Origin of the sequence: Aeribacillus pallidus (assembly GCF_050478865.1) — a bacterium.
In the GTDB taxonomy this organism is placed as follows: Bacteria; Bacillota; Bacilli; order Bacillales; family JACDOC01; genus JACDOC01.
This window is the reverse complement of record NZ_JBCNBW010000006.1, coordinates 21912-39354: the sequence shown is the minus strand read 5'-3', so window position 1 is coordinate 39354 and position 17443 is coordinate 21912. Positions and strand designations below refer to the sequence as shown.

15 protein-coding genes and 1 pseudogene are annotated in these 17443 nt (G+C 37.6%); 6 read left to right on the top strand and 10 right to left on the bottom strand.

The features are described from left to right. Window positions 1-77: 77 nt before the first annotated feature. From ABES52_RS02110 to ABES52_RS02095, 4 genes and pseudogenes are all read left to right on the top strand, one after another. A complete protein-coding gene (locus ABES52_RS02110; RefSeq protein WP_429648451.1) occupies window positions 78-989 on the top strand; it encodes an ABC transporter ATP-binding protein in 912 nt (303 codons plus the stop codon). Beyond that, entirely contained in the window at window positions 989-1729 is a 741-nt protein-coding gene (locus tag ABES52_RS02105; protein WP_429648449.1) for an ABC transporter permease, read from the top strand. Before ABES52_RS02110 ends, ABES52_RS02105 begins: the two co-directional genes overlap by 1 nt. Window positions 1730-1742: 13 nt before the next feature. Next, window positions 1743-2486 (top strand): ABC transporter permease, encoded by a 744-nt coding sequence (locus ABES52_RS02100; protein WP_429648447.1) that lies wholly within the window; start codon window positions 1743-1745, stop codon window positions 2484-2486. 309 nt (window positions 2487-2795) lie between these two features. Beyond that, a pseudogene (locus tag ABES52_RS02095) lies at window positions 2796-2987 on the top strand (IS110 family transposase); the annotation flags it as partial. A 149-nt stretch (window positions 2988-3136) separates the two neighbouring features. On the opposite strand, the gene ABES52_RS02090 reads toward ABES52_RS02095, so the two are convergent. The 9 genes from ABES52_RS02090 to ABES52_RS02050 form a co-directional block, all read right to left on the bottom strand. Then, window positions 3137-3451 (bottom strand): VanZ family protein, encoded by a 315-nt coding sequence (locus tag ABES52_RS02090; RefSeq protein ID WP_429648514.1) that lies wholly within the window; start codon window positions 3449-3451, stop codon window positions 3137-3139. Between the two features lie 42 nt (window positions 3452-3493). Further along, window positions 3494-5326 (bottom strand): DUF262 domain-containing protein, encoded by a 1833-nt coding sequence (locus ABES52_RS02085; protein WP_429648445.1) that lies wholly within the window; start codon window positions 5324-5326, stop codon window positions 3494-3496. Window positions 5327-5516: 190 nt separating this feature from the next. Beyond that, window positions 5517-5861 carry a hypothetical protein gene (locus tag ABES52_RS02080; protein ID WP_429648443.1) on the bottom strand — a complete coding sequence of 115 codons (345 nt, stop codon included), beginning with the start codon at window positions 5859-5861 and terminating at the stop codon, window positions 5517-5519. A 731-nt stretch (window positions 5862-6592) separates the two neighbouring features. After that, a complete protein-coding gene (locus tag ABES52_RS02075; protein ID WP_429648441.1) occupies window positions 6593-6787 on the bottom strand; it encodes a hypothetical protein in 195 nt (64 codons plus the stop codon). 644 nt (window positions 6788-7431) lie between these two features. Continuing rightward, complete coding sequence (gene rlmD, locus ABES52_RS02070) at window positions 7432-8811, bottom strand: 23S rRNA (uracil(1939)-C(5))-methyltransferase RlmD (RefSeq protein WP_429648439.1); 1380 nt, start codon at window positions 8809-8811, stop codon at window positions 7432-7434. Between the two features lie 5 nt (window positions 8812-8816). Then, window positions 8817-9689 carry a DNA-3-methyladenine glycosylase family protein gene (locus tag ABES52_RS02065; RefSeq protein ID WP_429648437.1) on the bottom strand — a complete coding sequence of 291 codons (873 nt, stop codon included), beginning with the start codon at window positions 9687-9689 and terminating at the stop codon, window positions 8817-8819. A gap of 1161 nt (window positions 9690-10850) precedes the next feature. Beyond that, window positions 10851-11648: a delta-lactam-biosynthetic de-N-acetylase gene (gene pdaA, locus ABES52_RS02060; protein ID WP_429648435.1), complete on the bottom strand. Its 798-nt coding sequence runs from the start codon at window positions 11646-11648 to the stop codon at window positions 10851-10853. Between the two features lie 232 nt (window positions 11649-11880). Then, the gene (locus tag ABES52_RS02055; RefSeq protein ID WP_429648433.1) at window positions 11881-13419 is read right to left on the bottom strand and encodes a fumarate hydratase; all 1539 of its coding nucleotides are present in this window, start codon (window positions 13417-13419) and stop codon (window positions 11881-11883) included. Window positions 13420-13617: 198 nt separating this feature from the next. Further along, window positions 13618-13794: an SE1561 family protein gene (locus tag ABES52_RS02050; RefSeq protein ID WP_429648512.1), complete on the bottom strand. Its 177-nt coding sequence runs from the start codon at window positions 13792-13794 to the stop codon at window positions 13618-13620. Between the two features lie 143 nt (window positions 13795-13937). Here ABES52_RS02050 and yfkAB point away from each other — a divergent pair, with 143 nt between their 5' ends. Continuing rightward, entirely contained in the window at window positions 13938-15065 is a 1128-nt protein-coding gene (gene yfkAB / locus ABES52_RS02045) for a radical SAM/CxCxxxxC motif protein YfkAB (RefSeq protein ID WP_429648431.1), read from the top strand. A gap of 810 nt (window positions 15066-15875) precedes the next feature. Then, window positions 15876-16331 (top strand): SRPBCC family protein, encoded by a 456-nt coding sequence (locus ABES52_RS02040; RefSeq protein WP_429648429.1) that lies wholly within the window; start codon window positions 15876-15878, stop codon window positions 16329-16331. A 301-nt stretch (window positions 16332-16632) separates the two neighbouring features. On the opposite strand, the gene ABES52_RS02035 is transcribed toward ABES52_RS02040, so the two are convergent. Next, complete coding sequence (locus tag ABES52_RS02035) at window positions 16633-17442, bottom strand: YfkD famly protein (protein ID WP_429648427.1); 810 nt, start codon at window positions 17440-17442, stop codon at window positions 16633-16635. Between the last annotated feature and the right edge of the window lies 1 nt (window position 17443).

The window sequence follows — 17443 nt, the reverse complement described above, 5'->3', positions numbered from 1 at the left end:
AAAAGGAAGTTAAACAAGATTGTGTATAGTTTTTTATGGTTAAAATTACACCACATCTAAAGGAGGAAAACAACAATATGTCTCAGTATATTGTAGAAACTCAAAACCTTACAAAAAAATACGGGGATCATTTTAGCGTGAAACAATTAAATTTAAAAGTAAAAGAAGGCGAAATTTACGGCTTCCTAGGGCCAAATGGCGCAGGAAAAACAACCACACTAAAAATGCTTTTAGGTTTAGTAAAACCAACCGAGGGGAAAATTAAAATTTTCAACAAAGATTTAAACATCCATAGAACAAACATCCTAAAAAATATAGGATCTTTAGTGGAATCACCATCTTACTACGGGCATTTAACAGGTTATGAAAACTTAGAAGTTATTCGTCGTTTAATTAACGCCCCAAAACAAAATATAGATGAAGTACTAGAAATTGTACGACTAACGAATCAAAAGGATAAGCTTGTAAAAAAATATTCGTTAGGTATGAAACAACGGCTGGGCATCGCTGCTTCTCTCTTAGCTTACCCAAAACTCTTAATTCTTGATGAACCTACGAATGGATTAGATCCGGCCGGTATACAAGAAATACGTGAGCTAATTAAGCAATTACCTTCTAAATATGGCATGACTGTTATTATTTCAAGCCATTTACTTAGTGAAATTGACCAGATTGCTACCCAGGTCGGTATTATTCAAAAAGGAAACCTTATTTTTCAGGATAAAATAGAGAAATTGCGAAAAAGTAAATCAATAGTAAAGATGAGAGTAAGCAATCTCGCCGAAAGCTATCGAATTTTGCAGAGTCATCATATTATTTCCACTATAAAAAATGGATGCTTAGTATTCAATAACTGCGATGATGAGAAGATTGCCCAAGCGAATCAGCTCATAGTAACAAACAATATATCCGTTTATAGAATCGAGGAAGAACGGCGCACATTAGAAGATATTTTCCTTGAGCTTACAGGCAAGGGAGGAAGTCTGTGATGTTATCGATATTAAAAAGTGAATTTCTCAAGTTAAAAAGAAAACAATTTGTACTTGTTATAGGTTTGATGCACTTATTAGAAATTGCTTGGGTTTTCACCTTAACAGCAAAAGCTAAACAAGAGTTTCTTACTTGGGAAAATTTAATACTAAATTTTGGCGTTCTTAATGGTCTGTTTTTTCCTATTATCATAGCGGTAATTGTATCCCGATTGATCGATCTAGAACATAAGGAAAACACTTGGAGATTGCTGTTGGCTACTCCTATCTACAAAGCTTCTGTATATTTCAGCAAACTAATTGTAAGTTTTGTGTTATTGCTAATACCTGCTTGCATTTCCTTTCTTAGCACTATAATCATTGGAAAGATCTTAGATTTCCCAGGATCGTTCCCTTTTATCTTAACTATAAAGTTTGTATTTGCATCGATTGTATCAAGTATATGTATTGTGGCTCTTCAACTGTGGATATCCTTGATAATTAAAAATCAAGCCTTTGCATTAGCGGCAGGAATGATTGGATCATTTCTAGGATATTTTGGCCAAATGTTCTCTGTGAGCCGTTTATTTATCTGGACATATCCAGCTATTTCAAACCCGATTACTTTTAAAATGATAGATGGTCATATGAATTACCAATACAATCCTTCTTATCTCTCTAATATATATTTAAGTTTAATTATCGGAATATTTTTGATTCTATTAAGTTTAAATCATTTTATAAGAAAAGATATTAACTAGGAGGATTTGATTTATGCCTATCAGATTCGTTCTTGCTTCTGAATTGCTCAAATTAAAGAGATCAAAGCTTTGGCTCATCATGATGTGTATACCACTCATTTGTATCGTGTTAGGACTGTTGAACTTTCAAGCAAATAAAGAAGTACTTGTACACCATGGAGAAAATGAATGGATAAAAGCTTGGACGCAAGTCGGTATGCTTTACAGTATGTTTCTGCTCCCTATTCTCATTGGTATTTACAGCTCATTAGTCTGTAGAAGCGAATTTTCAGGAAACAATTGGAACAAACTTCTTTCAATGCCCATATCGATAAAAAACATTTATATATCAAAGCTTATGATGATTGCTTTCCTTTCGTTGATAACGCAAATCTTTTTATTAGCAGCCTATACACTAGTAGGTAAATTAATGGGACTTCCAGGCTTTATACCGTTCACTATTATCAAATGGGTTTTTCACGGATGGATTGGCACAATCGCTATTGCTTCTCTTCAACTTTTATTATCTACGTCTATGAAAAGCTTCTCTGTACCCGTAGGAGTAAGTGTTGGATTTACATTTTTAGGAATATTATTGTATTTATTAAAAATCGGTTATATATGGCCTCTTTCTTACCCAGCAATAGCAATGGACCCCATTAATCTGAAAGGTCTGGATAACAGTTTTCATTTATTTTTATTTTACTTGGCTTCTACTTTTTATATATGTATCTTCTCTTTCATTGGGATTTGGCGAATGGAGAAAAGGGATGTGTAGCCAATAGCATCATTGAATCTCTCATAGATTAAAAATTCATACATAATAAAAACATCCATGAGTAATTTTACTCCCCACCCATGCATGAAAATCCATCATTCCTTCCCATAATGGATATGAACGCAAACAGTTTTGAAAGACGTTCTCTTTAATGGTAGTTCGATCCTGTAATAAAAACTGTTTGAGTCCATTTGGTGTTCCACCCATTGTCAGCCCTTTTCGTGCGAAAAGGTGACTACGAACAGAAAAATGCCTAACATACAAATGGTCTCTCTGTTTGCGAATTTATGGATGAAAGGAGTAAGGATCATGGATGTTCTTTATCATCGTTGTGCGGGATTAGATGCCCATGCCGAAACGATTATGGTTTGTGCGCTTCTTGGAGAAGAAGAACACATTCAAAAGGAAATCGAAACATTCCCTACTTTCACGAAAGACTTGTTTCGTCTTCTGAAATGGTTAGAAGATCGCTGTGTTACTCATATTGCGATGGAGAGTACGGAATTTTAGGGGACAGTCCCGCGCTCCTTTAAAGCATTACCATAGCGCGGGACTGTCCCCCAATACAGAAAAAACATCCGTATTTACCGCAAATTTGGTAGCGGAAATACGGATGTTTATATATGAAGACAGAAGGCAATGTGGTGATATCAATTGAATAAAGATGGCTTTTGGGACGATTTTATATTATCACTGAGCAAAGGGGAAATCATTTTAAGTATGAAGAAGCCCGTTATTGCTCCTAATGTATTTAACAAGATATCGTCAATATCAACAGAGCGATAACGAAGATGAATGATCATACCGATTTGAAATTGTAGATATTCAATAAAAAAAGACGTAACAAAACCAATAAAAGCGATCAATTTTAATTTGTTTTTCTTTTCCCATATAAGAGGAACATAGACACCTAAGGGGAGCATTAACAACAAATTTCCGCCAATCTGGGTAACAAGTATTTCCATTCTTGACTTTATAGTCACTTTCTTCCCTTTTTTCTTTAAAAACTATGAATTTGCAATTTCCTCTAATAAATCTAAACTCCATATTTTCTTACAAATTTCTTTATATAGTTTTTGTCTTTCTATCAATTCGGCTTTATTGAATTGGGCATACGGTCGAAAAGGAAGATTGGTATTTTGTATAAATCTCAAAAACGATGGATTATTACTGTAACAGTTTGCATTTAAAGTTCTTGTCAATAAATTTTCACTGTCATATTTAACGACTTTCTTAGTATATTCCATATCTTGCAAACTTCTGTTTTTATCCTTTGGAAGTATTAAAAGACCTCCAAATTTATTTCTAAAGTCTTTAAATTCCTCTTCCGTGGCAAAATCTATTTGATGATTTCCTTGTGTATAATCGTCTGCCCAAATATGTTCAATATCATATGGATTCTTCTGCTGACGATTAACATAATTGGCAAAACTACTGTTAATTCCGCAATTCTGTTCCAGATAGTATGTCATTCTTGACAAAATATGCAACATATACCTTCTTGTAAATTGATTCAAATAAAAGCCATCTATACCTTCTAAAGTATATTCCATTCCATTTATATAATCTTTCAAGATAGACACAAGTTCATCTATACTTTTTCTTCTAATTTTCTTAGTAATATTAAATACAGTATATCGGATAGAAGAATAATCAACTGTCTTAAAGTTAAACACACGCACCGCAATAAACTGGTCAATAAAGCAAGAAACAAGTTTTATCTTTTTATTGATAATGTCCATTGTATCGCCTGGTGCAATGGAGGCAAGAATAATCTGATACTGTAATGTAAATCCTCTATCAGCATTGTAAAACACATACTCATACTCTTTATCGAATGAACTGGAGTATTGTTTTAAACGAATATATATATCTGAAAAAGTGTTGAAATCTTTTAATATAAACCTCTCAAAATCCGAACTTTTATTTAGTTGCATAATGGATTTATTTTCTCTAACCCACTTATGGAAGGTTGTACCAATTATCTCAAAATCCTTGTTCTCCGCATCTCTTTTCCCTTCCCTTATAGATTCTGCATACTGTGCTCTTAACCAGTTTTTAATAAAGTCGGCATCTCCGTCTTTTTCAATTTCTTTTAATTTTAATACCCTTTCTTTCCATAAGTCGTTTGCTTTATTTCTCGTACTGTTATCATTGATTTCAGATAGTAGATACCCTTTAAGCATTTCTGTAGGAGTAAGCCTTAATCCTCTATCATTCATGGTAACAAACACTTTATGAGCATCCTGTTCGGAATCCGTTCTTATCTCAATAAAAACAATATTGTCTATCAACCATTCAATAAAAACTGGAAGAGCTTCACCCTTTAACTCATCTGGAAAAATTTCTTCAATATCCTTATAGCGATTATATAAATTGATAACGCTCTCTGATGTTTCATTGGTTATATCATAATCTCCATTATCAAATAAGCCTTCCAAACATCGTTCTCTTTCTGGCACATTAATACAAAAAGTTTTCTGCCCATACATTTCAGAATAAATCAGATTATCAACGTTTACTTTCGGATAAGTAGAATTTTTCTGCAAATTATTTAGATAAATAAGCAACAGCGTCATAGACGAGAGACGTTGTTGACCATCAATGATGGCATTGTCATTTGTCAAAATGATTGGTCCTAAGAAATAATTTCCGTATCTCATTACATCCCTTTGAGTATCTCCAGCTTTATAAAACTCAAAAAATTCATTTGTTAAATCTTCTATTAGTTCTTCAATCTGTTTTCGTCCCCAGTTATATTCCCTTTGGTAATACTGAACGGTATAACGATTATTAAAAAGCGTTCGAACAATCACTGCATTTCCAGTTATCTTATTCATATAAATTTCCCCTTTTTAACACTCCACTATTTCTTTAATATTCATTATTGAAATAAACGTTCCAATATACTTATTTTAACAAATCGTTGCCAGTTTTTATAAAAAATAACTAATAATTAAATAAAAAAGCTATTTTCTTACACTTTGTTGCCTTAAAAACAACAAGGTTAGAAAATAGCTCACTATTATTTTATAAGATACTATTCAATTCGGACAAAGAGATATAAGCAACTGCACTTCCACGTCCAAACTTTTTCATCACTTTTTCTTCTGCATTTTGTAACTTTTTCAATATTTCCAAAGGAGCTTCAGTGCCTTCAAAACGTTTTCTTCCCTTCTCAGAACCTTCTTCGATAATTTCCCATTTTGAAGGTTGAAATGCACAAACAACTTTTCCACCACTAACTCCAGCGACATATTGAATATACGGAATTCTGACTTTATTTATCTTCCAATTTCCACGAGTAGCTTCATAGTAATCCTTACCTTCTTTTAATGCGTTATGGATTTTCAATAATAAGATTTCCTCTTTCATAAGAGACTCCCCCTTTTCTTTACAAAATATTATACAACAACAATTCTTTATCCTTATAAAACAATAACTCTGTTGAAGACATTTTTCAGAAGGAATAAAACAAAACGTCACTAAACTGATAGTTTCTCAAAAACAAATAGACCACTAAAATGATTTAGAGGTATGAACTATTTCGTACTTCTTATGCAATTGCTCTAAATAGTTACTAAAATCGTATGAACATATTAAGAACTGTTTATTACTTCTTTGAGCATTGTTGTTCCCACATTTTCTTATAAATACTCTTTTTTCCTCTACTATTCATATGTTTTATCATTTGACAAATTAAATTAAAAATACCACAAAACACAATATATAGTATTTTGATACCAAAACAACCACAATATATATTGTTTGTACAGATAACTAATGATATAATGCTAAAGTGCAGGGGGAATGATTATAATATTCTGAAAGTGGAGGTGACTAATATGTTAAAAGTAAATGTCAATCAACTTAATAGAGCTATTAGCGAAACACAATTAAAGAAGCAAAAAATCCTCTTGTAGAGGGCCTTTTACACTTCATGAATCGGATAAAGTTGGTCTAATACAGAATAAAATCGCCAAACACGAATATACGTTCGTTTAAATTAACAAAAAAATTCCGTTTTGATACGGCAGATGTCTTCTATTTCCATTTCAGACCAGCATTTTCTTTTTTCGCTTAACATAAGTCGACTCTTCACTTTTTTATTTTCTCTCCCATGTCCCTTCGTAAATAGGGCATTGCCAGTGCGTAATCCTATCGAGTTCTCTGTTATAAATCCCAATTTTCAGTCTGGAAAAATAAGGCGGTGAATAATGTTCTCTCAAGTTGAAAGGAATTTTTTCTCCAATCAGGTCTTCTCCACAATGTGGACAATATTCAATTGGTCTTTCTTCCATGTTCCCCCTCCTTTTGGAGATATTATACCATCTAAAGGAAATTAGAGAAGAAGGAAAGGCCGTTTCCTTCATGTTGTGAACTTCAAATAATAGTAGGGAGATTGGTTTTATGCTTAAAGTCTTTGATGTAAGCCAAATATTGCACCCTGACATGTTCGATTTCCACATGTCTTTTGGAATTGTTGTAACTGCCCTGAGCTCTTTGTTTATTTATCTTCTTTTAATACTTCTTTGTTTCTTTCCTTTTCCCTATTCCCTAATGAAAAAAGAGAAACAGGATTCATCCTATTTCCCTTGCAAATTTTTTATTTTTTTCTCTTTTTTCATCCTAACTATGTTCAGCAATAATAAACCCTTGCTACTCTCCACCCCTTCATCCCTCATTCCTACGCCACCTATATTTTTCCATTCATAATAAAGTCGTTCACGAATCGCTCATTTTCTCGATTTTTGATTCGATTTTTTCTGCCACAACTTTATTATGATTGAAAATAAAGTCGTGATAAAAAATAGGGAAAAGGCTTGAGGATGAAGGGTTTTCCCTTTTCCCTCTTTCCTTTCCCAGCCTTGCTCCTGCCCTTTTGCACAACTTTATTTTGATTTTTGCAGGAGTTTATTTTATATGGCAAGAGTTTATTTTATATCTACAAATGTGCTACCAACTTTGCGACGATTTCGACATGCGCGGTATGCGGGAACATGTCGACGGGTTGGATGTATTCAACCTTGTATGATTTACTGATGTATTGGACGTCTTTGGCGAAGGTGGATGGGTTGCATGAGACGTAGACGAATGTTTTGGGTTTGATTTTTAAGATGGTGTCGAGTAGACCACGGTCACAGCCGGTGCGTGGTGGGTCCACAATGACGACATCTGGAATCCACCCTTCTTTTTTCCATTTCGGCAACACCGTTTCTGCTTTACCGACGACGTACTTTGCATTTTCAAAGCCATGCTTTTTCGCATTTTCCTTGGCATCTTCAATTGCTTCCGGGATGATGTCCATGCCGCGAATCTCTTTCGCTCCGTCGGCCACCCATAACCCAATGGTTCCGACGCCGCAGTAGGCATCGACGACTTTTTCTTCACCGGATAGATCGGCGGCTTTTTTCACTTCATGATAAAGCTTCACTGTTTGCTCAGGATTCAATTGGAAAAAAGCACGTGCCGACAATTCATACGAAAACGTCTCTAACTGTTCTTTAATCGCTTTTTTACCCGCTAAATGAATGGTTTCGTCCCCAAAAATGAGCGACGTTTTTTTCGGCTGGATATTTTGCATAATAGACTTTACTTCTGGCAGGCGCTTTTGAATTTCCGCCACAATAAGTTCTTTTCGCGGAAGTTCTTTTTTCACTGTTACGAGAACGACTTGTGCTTCACCCGTCTTAATACCAACCCGCACAACAACTGTCCGCACGACACCTTGTTTCGTCCGCTCGTTATAAATCGGAATTCGAAAGTCTTGTAAAATTTGTTTCACGACGTTGGTGATTTTAATCGTAAGTGGATGCTGGACGCCACACTCTGGGATGTCAATGAGCTTATGCGAATTTAAACTGTAGAGTCCAGCAATGACTTGACCATTTTTTTCACCCACTTGAAATTGACTTTTGTTACGGTATGACCACGGGTCGTCCATGCCGATCGTTGGGCGAATGTCTAGTTTATCTACATCGAGTTTTGTATGCCGTTCTAACGATTGTATGACAATGTCGCGTTTTTCTTCTAACTGCTTCTTATAGTCTAAGTGCTGTAACTGACAGCCTCCGCACGCCTCGTAAACCGGGCATGGCGGTGCCACACGATGAGGTGATTTTTTTCGAATGCGTTTAATTTTCGCTTCAGCGTATTTTGGATGGATGTTTGTTGCTTCTACAATGACTTCTTCGCCTGGTAACGCCCCAGGTACAAACACGACTTGCTTTTTAAAATAGCCGACCCCTTCCCCGTTAATTCCGAGCCGTTTAATGGTTAACGGAAAGGTTTGTCCCGGCCGAATCGTCACTTGCTGTTTTTTCATTCGTTTCACTCCGTTGCTTCAATACTTCTCCATAAATAAAGGGATGCATAGCTTAAGTAAGGTTCCCACGGACGTTTGTATTCGTCCATTTCGTCGTACGTTGGTTTCCGTTCGAGATTATACAATTTTTTTAACGCATTTTGAATGCCGATATCTGCTTTAGGAAAAAGATTCGGGCGACCGAGTCCAAAGAGAAGAAAGTTTTCCACCGTCCACGAACCGATGCCGCGAATTTTAACCATCCGTTTCATAATTTCATCATCCGAAAGTTCGGCGAGATCGGATAAGTTCAGTTCTCCCGTCACAATTAGCTTTGATACGCCGATAATATACTCCGCTTTTCGTTGACTAAACTGCATCTGGCGCAGCTCTTCGATACGTATATCTGCGATTTTTTCCGGCGACGGGTAAAACCAGACGCCCTCCTGTTGAAAACCATATGTATGCACGAAACGTTCCGTCAGTTTTCGAGCAAAGGCCATGTTCAACTGTTGGTGAATAATACATTTGACAAGACATGCATACAAATCAAAGTCGAGAATAAGCGGTGTCCCTTTATGTTTTTCAAAAATCGGCCGTAAATCAGTTTTCAAAAAATATTCGTGGATATCGTGAAGCGAAACGTCCCACTGCAAAATGTGGGCTACCCGCTGTAACACCTTGTCTTTAGGTGCCGGCCCTTCGCTCGTAACGATAAATTTCGGCGCATCCGTCGTTCCGACCCCTTGCACGGTCACCACTTGCGGCTTGTCCCCATAATACGGAATCTTTAGCGTTTTTGTACGTTGGTCCACCCAGTTGAGCGGATCGTCCTGCAAATGCGACAGAACTAAGTCAAAATTATATGGTCCCTCAAACTGAATCGTTTCTTGCCACATACTCGTTCCCCTCATTCGTAGAGATGTTTTTTGTATTATATCATGTTTTGGAGGCGGCATGCTTCATATGGGGATTGGCACGTCGACGAACGCTACGGACCAGAAGACGTGCGTATAGCCAAGTTATAGAACATCGAATTGGGAACACATATCGGCAACTCATTTGGCACATAAAAGGTCAACTTTGGTACATAAGTCATCTTTTTTGGTTCATAAGAAGATCGTTTTAGTACATAGACATCCATTTTTAGCTCATAAAAAAACACTTTGCCATATAGACGTCCATTTGAGGCACATAAGAAAATCCACTTTGGCATATAGACATCCATTTGGGGACCATAAGAAATCACTTTACCACATAGACATCCATTTGAGGCACATAAGAAAATCCACTTTGCCATATAGACATCCATTTGAGGCACATAAGAAAATCCACTTTGGCATATAGACATCCATTTGGGGACCATAAGAAATCACTTTGCCATATAGACGTCCATTTGAGGCACATAAGAAAATCCACTTTGGCATATAGACATCCATTTTAGGACCATAAGAAATCACTTTGCCATATAGACATCCATTTGAGGCACATAAGAAAATCCACTTTGGCATATAGACATCCATTTGGGGACCATAAGAAAATCACTTTTGTCTCATAGACATCCATTTTGGGACCATAAGAAAATCACTTTTGTCTCATAGACATCCCATTTTGGGACCATAAGAAAACACTTTTGTCTTATAGACATCCATTTTAGGCACATTTGAAAATAACTTTGTTACATAGTCCTCCTTTTGGGGCCCATAAGCACTTTTGCCTCATTTTGGGCCTATTAGAAATCACTTTGTCACATAGTCGGGAGTTTTCTCATAAAGTTCGATTTTTTCTCATAAACGTGTTTTTTTTCACATAGGATATAGATTTTTTCCCATAAAAGTTAAGATTTTTCTCATAAAAGGTCAATTTTTTCTCATAAATGTTGGATTTTTTCTCATATTTAATGTGTTTTGCTCTAATTCATTAAGTTATTCTCTTAAGAATTTGACTCATAAGAAAATCTCTTTGCCACATAGTCATCCAATTTGGGCCCATAGACGTTAACTTTTGGCACACAGAATGAGGATTATACAAAAAAGCTGAAAAAGGAGGGACTCCTCCCTCTATGGTGTAATCATTGGATATTTCATATCGTGGGTAATCATGTAGTGATCTAAGCTTTTAAATTGGTAGCCTTGTTTTTTCAATTCTTGAATGACACGTTCGAGAGCTTCGGCGTTGTCCTTAGAAACCGTGTGTAAAAGGATCACCGCTCCGGGATGGACTTGGGCGAGGATGCTGTCGTAAGCGTATTTCCAGCCTTTTTGCTTGTTTGTTTGCCAGTCGACGAACGCTACGGACCAGAAGACGTGCGTATAGCCAAGTTTTTGGGCAAGAGCGAGCGTTCGTTCACTAAAAATGCCGCGAGGGGGACGTATATATTGCATCGTGTCTTGACCAGTGATTTTTTCGACTTGTTCTTCTACCCGCTTCAGTTCTTTTACAAATTTCTCATCGGTCACTTTCGTTAAATCGGGATGACTCCACGTATGGTTGCCGACGATATGGCCTTCATCGACCATTCGCTTTAACAAATCGGGGGCACTTCGAATGTAATGACCGGTGACAAAAAAGGTAGCTGGAACTTTTTCTTTTTTCAGTACATCTAACACTTGAGCCGTATATCCGTTTTCGTATCCATTATCAAACGTTAAGTACAATACTTTTTTGTCGGCTGTGCCTTTATAAAACGCATCATATTTCGCAAGTAGTTCATCTAGTTCAGGGCCAGCTTCAGCTTGCTGACCGTTTTTTCCTTTTTTAAATCCCCAGTGGATCGCTTCATTGGAGACAGCTTCTGCCTGTCCGATCCCCCAAAGGAAGCTCGATCCAACTGCAAGAATGAACATCCATTTTTTCATCGATGTTACCTTCCTTCCCTACTTTTACCCTTATTGTGAGAAGAAAGAAAAAGATTCATGCTTGGCAAAAATTGAGAAACAGAGCTCATAGATGATGTTGTTGGCATATAGAACAGATAAATAGGCACATAAAACTTGATTTTAGGCTTATAATAGCTGAGAAATGGTACATAGAAAGCGATGTAGGTAAATAGAAAGAGGCCGACTCATCAATGTCAGCCTCTTTCCAGTCTTACTTAAAGACCGGTTCTTTAAATTGAGCGAGTTTTTCTAACGAAGATTTGTCGATGTCTTTATGCAAGCTGTTGCCGTGAGAGTCCATGGTCACAACGGCTGTAAAATCTTTTACTTTTAAGTGCCACATCGCTTCAGGAATACCAAATTCCAATAGATCGACACCTTCAACGGATTCGATACAATCCGCATAATATTGCGCCGCTCCACCGATGGCGTTTAAGTACACGCCGCCATGTTCTTGCAATGCTTGTAACGTCTTCGGACCCATACCGCCTTTACCGATGACCGCACGTACGCCAAATTTTTTCATAATGTCCCCTTGATAAGGCTCCTCACGAATGGACGTAGTTGGTCCAGCTGCTTTTACATGCCAGTTTCCGTCTTCATCTTTTAACATCACCGGACCGCAGTGATAAATGATTTGACCATTTAAATCGACAGGGGCATCGTGATCCATCAAATATTTGTGAATCGCGTCACGGCCGGTGTAAATCATGCCGTTAATGCGGACCACATCGCCCACTTTTAATTGACGAATTTGCTCTTCGGTAATCGGCGCTTCCAGTGTAACCACATTGACGTCAGCATCTGTTGTTTGTGGTTCTTGTTCTTCTTTAAAGTCAATTTTTTCTCCATCTTGGTATAACCATTCTGTAATTTCCCCTGTTTCAGGATCAATGTAGACACCTAAGCGACGGAACGCCCAGCAGTTGTATGCCACCGATACGAAGAAGCTTGCTGGGATGCGGTTCATCACACCAATTTTACATCCAAGAAGGGTCGTTTCTCCGCCGAAGCCCATCGTACCGATTCCGAGCTTATTTGCATTCTCCATAATGTATTCTTCTAGTTTGCGTAAATCTTCGTTCGGATTCACATCATCGACTGGACGGAAAAGCTGTTCTTTTGCCAGTTCATAGCCAGACGAACGGTCGCCACCGATACCAACACCGATGAAACCGGCGCTACATCCTTGACCTTGCGCTTGGTACACCGAATGTAAAATACATTTCCGAATACCGTCTAAGTCACGGCCTGCACGTCCAAGTCCATCCAACTCACAAGGTAAGCTGTACTGAATGTTTTTATTTTCACAACCGCCACCCTTTAAAATAAGGCGTACGTCAATATAATCGTTTTCCCATTGTTCGAATTTAATTACCGGTAATCCGATGCCTAAGTTATCCCCACTATTTTCACCCGTTAACGAATCAACAGAGTTTGGACGAAGTTTTCCGTCTTTTGTCGCTTGGGCAATCGCTTCTTGAATGGCCTTTTTCATTTCAATTTGGTTCACGCCAACAGGTGTCTTAATTTTAAACGTCGGAAGTCCTGTATCTTGGCAAATTGGCGAGACGTTTTCATCTGCCATTCGAATATTGTTTGTAATCGTTGCTAAACTCATGGCTGCCCGCGTTCCTGCATTTTCCCGCTCTTTTGCCGCTTTTATCGCTCGACGGACGTCTTTTGGCAAATTGGTGGACGTTTCCACGATGAGTTGGTACATACTTTCACGGAATTTTTCTATATTCATGATTCTTCCCCTTTCCCTTTTGCCCGAGCAAACAACAAGCAATTTTTAAAATTTCAAACTTTTTCCGATTATTATTATACTCCTATACATAGTAATAGAAAAGGGTTGTGCTGAAAACGGATTCAACTGGTAAAAATTTTTACCTATTAAAAAAACTGACCCATGCCGAGCCAGTTTTTCATCATACACTATGAAACTTTACTTTTTTACTTGTTCCACTTTTGCTTCAAGCTCATCAATCATTTCGATTAAGCGATCAATGTCTTCAAGTTCGGCTTGTTCTGGATCGAGAGCATCAAGCATTTGTAAAAACATGCTTAGACGTTGTTTGACGTATTCAAGTTGTTGGTCTTTGTTAACTGCTACGTTGTTCAAACTATCTCTCCTTTCGCTACTTCCATCGTACCGAATGGGTGGAAATTGTGCAATGATTTCTTCCATTTGTTTTATCGTTGACAATCTGTTGACTTCTCTTTGATAATGACATAAGGAAAATTCAATGTAAGGGGAAACCAATCATGGAACAAGTACAACAATTGAAACCAATTACCCCTTCCTACGATCCGTGGGAAGCTTATTTAGATGTAAAAGAGCACGGCCAATTGACACTTTCCAATGTCGAATTTACAACAACGACGTTATGTAATATGCGCTGCGAGCATTGTGCCGTTGGATATACGTTACAAACGAAAGATCCGGATGCACTTCCATTAGACTTATTATTAAAACGGTTAGATGAAATTCCACACCTTCGTTCGTTAAGTATTACCGGTGGCGAACCGATGCTTTCAACCAAATCGGTAAAAAATTATGTCTTACCACTTTTAAAATATGCCCATGAACGCGGAGTGCGGACGCAAATTAACTCGAACTTAACGTTACCGATCGATCGTTATTTAGAAATTGCCCCGTATTTAGACGTCCTGCACATTTCCCACAACTGGGGAACCATTGATGACTTCATCGATGCAGGATTTGCGATGATGGAGAAAAAACCTTCTCGTGAGCAACGGGCAAAACTGTTTGAGCGGATGATTGAAAACAGCCGCTTGCTCGCCGAAGAAGGTGTCATGGTCTCAGCGGAAACGATGTTGAACAAGCGGACATTGCCGCATATTGAACATATTCATCGTCAAATCGTCGAGGAAATGAAGTGCGGGCGCCATGAAGTACATCCGATGTATCCGAGCGATTTTGCATCCACATTAGATACGTTGACACTTGATGAATTACGCGAAGCTATTCATCGTTTGCTCGATATTCGGGATGAAAACGTATGGATGCTTTTCGGTACATTGCCGTTTTATCCTTGTAGCCAAAACGAAGAAGACTTAGCATTGTTAAAACGGCTGTACGAAGCGAAAAATGTAACGGTGCGTAACGACCCAGATGGCCGCTCGCGCTTAAATGTGAACATTTTTACAGGTGATGTCATTGTGACTGACTTTGGCGATGCGCCACCGCTTGGCAACGTTCAAACGGATGACTTACCGTCCATATTTGAACGTTGGCTCGAAAGTTCGTTAGCGAAGTCGTTAAACTGCCACTGTCCAGCGGTTCAATGCTTAGGTCCGAACGTCTTAGTCAAAAATGCGTACTATCCGGATGTTGATTTTACAACTCGAAAAGCGGAGATTGCTCGATAATCTATGGTGTGGAGCATTTAAATTATGAACAAAATTTCGGGCGTTATTAGCAAAAACCTTTGGATATGATTAAAAATTTCATGTTTGTGAGCAATAATCCTTGGGTTATGAGCAATAACTTCATGTTTGTGAGCAATAATCCTTGGGGTTTGAGCTTAATCATTGTGTTATGAGCAAAAACCTTTGATTATGGGAAAAAATCTTTTGGTTATGAGAAAAAATTTCATGATTATGAGCAATAATCGTTTAGTTATGAGAAAAAAATCCATCTTTACGAGCAAAAGCCCTGGGTTTGAGCTTAAACATTATGTTATGAGCAAACACCTTGATTGCTAAAACATTATGTTATCAGCAAACACCTTGATTATGAGCAAAACTTCATGTTTTTGAGCAAAAAACTTTTAATTATGAGCAAAAACTTTATGTTTATGAGAAATAATCCTTCAGTTCTGAGCAATGACTTTATCCTTACGAGCAAAATCCTTGGGGTTTGAGCTAAAACATTATGTTATGTGCAAACACCTTTGAATATGAGTAAAACTTCGTATTTATGAGCAAACAGCATTGGTAATGAGCAAAAACTTTATGTTTATGAGCAAAAACCCAATGTTATGAGCATTAACTTCATATTTATGAGCATAAGCCCGATTGTTATGAGCCGCTTTTAGAAAATATGAGCAAAAATCAGCAGGAGCCGCTTTCCAATGTAGTGGGCGGCTCCTTACCTTTGGTATTTTTTCTATAAAAAAGGATATTGCTTTACGAAGTGGAATTAATTTTATAAAAGAAAACTTACGATGGAGGTCTTTTATGAAAAAATGGACAAAATCGATCGAAATTAACGCTCCGATTGAAACCGTATGGGAGCTTTTTGACGGGTCACTTGAAAACATGCAAAAAATTATGCCTCAAGTTATAGAAAATACACCTGTTCATGAAACCGAAGAAGTCGTTGGCAGTGTCTATCGCCAAAAGTATCGGGAAGGCAAACGCGTCATGGAATACGACGTCAAAACATTAGAATACAAAGATACTCCTGATTATAAAAAATTAAAAGTAGGCTTTCATTTAGCCAACATGTTTGACATTACCGCAACTTATGAACTGACGAAAAAAGATGAAAATCTTACCGAGCTTACATATACAGCGACAAACCAACCGTTAAAGTGGTATACAAAATTGTTTCTTCTGTTTGCATCGGAAAAAGTCGTCGTTGATTTTGTCGAACGTGTGAAACGAGTAGCTGAGGGTCAGTTAGTAAAATAGCGTTTTATAAGCTGTGCCGATTTGGCCTGTCGCCAAATCGGTTTTTATTGTTTAGAAGTTGTTGATATGGATCAAATAAGAAAAAATTGGGCCAGCATTTACATCCTATGTGCCAAGCTAGGCTTCGAATGTGCTATTCTCTGCTCTTTATGTGCCAAATCCAACGCCTATATCCCAATTCCAGTCTTTTTTATGTTCAAATTTCGGACTTCTATGTGCCGATTCGCCCTCCTTATCGGATAATACTCCTAAAAAAACCAAACCAACATGTAATAAAGCGAACTCTAATAAAGAGCCCGCTTTATCTCGGTTGATCCGTAGCAATGAAGCTAAACATGATGTGGTCTTGTACTGGAATCCAGGCGCCGATGCCTTGAGACGTGACATTTTTGACGACGATTCCGCGATGCCTGCCTTTTAGCACGAGATACACTTCGCCATACGTGACTTTTCCTTTTTCGTTTACCGCAGGAGCATAGGCATATAAGTACCCTAGCCGTTTAGGCGGGATGTTATAAATTTGCTCCTTTTTCGTTCCCGCACCAACGATGGTTTCAAAAGATAGTGGGAGCTTCGTTTTTTCCATCGCTTTTAACAGCATCATTTTTTGGACGTCATCTGCTTTTAGAACCTTTGCAGTTAAGCCGCCTTTAATGACTTTTTGTACTTCTTGGACGTAATGTATTTGATAAATAGATTTTCCACCACGGTTGTCAAAGTAGTTTGTGTTTATTTTTTGGTACTGCCAGTTAGGAGCGGTTTCGGTTGATTCGTAATTCAGGGGCCACTCGCCTAAGTATATGGTTGCTCTCATTCCAATCGAAAATGGAGATTTGTTGATGGCTGTTTCATTTAACATCCGAATTAAATTTGGGTTTTCAATTTTTATTTTAGATGTTTCAAGTAATTCTTTCGTTAATTCGCTCGGTTGTAAATACGGTAAATCTTGCGTTGGGTTTGGGTACGTATTTTCTTTGGCGATGTTCATGACGGAAGAAGGAATTTGATAGGCTTGATCTTCTTTTGCTTTTTTCGCTTGTTCTCCCGATGCGTTTGGAGCAAAACTTAAAACAAATACTAGTGCCATAAGGATCATTCGATGTGAAATCATG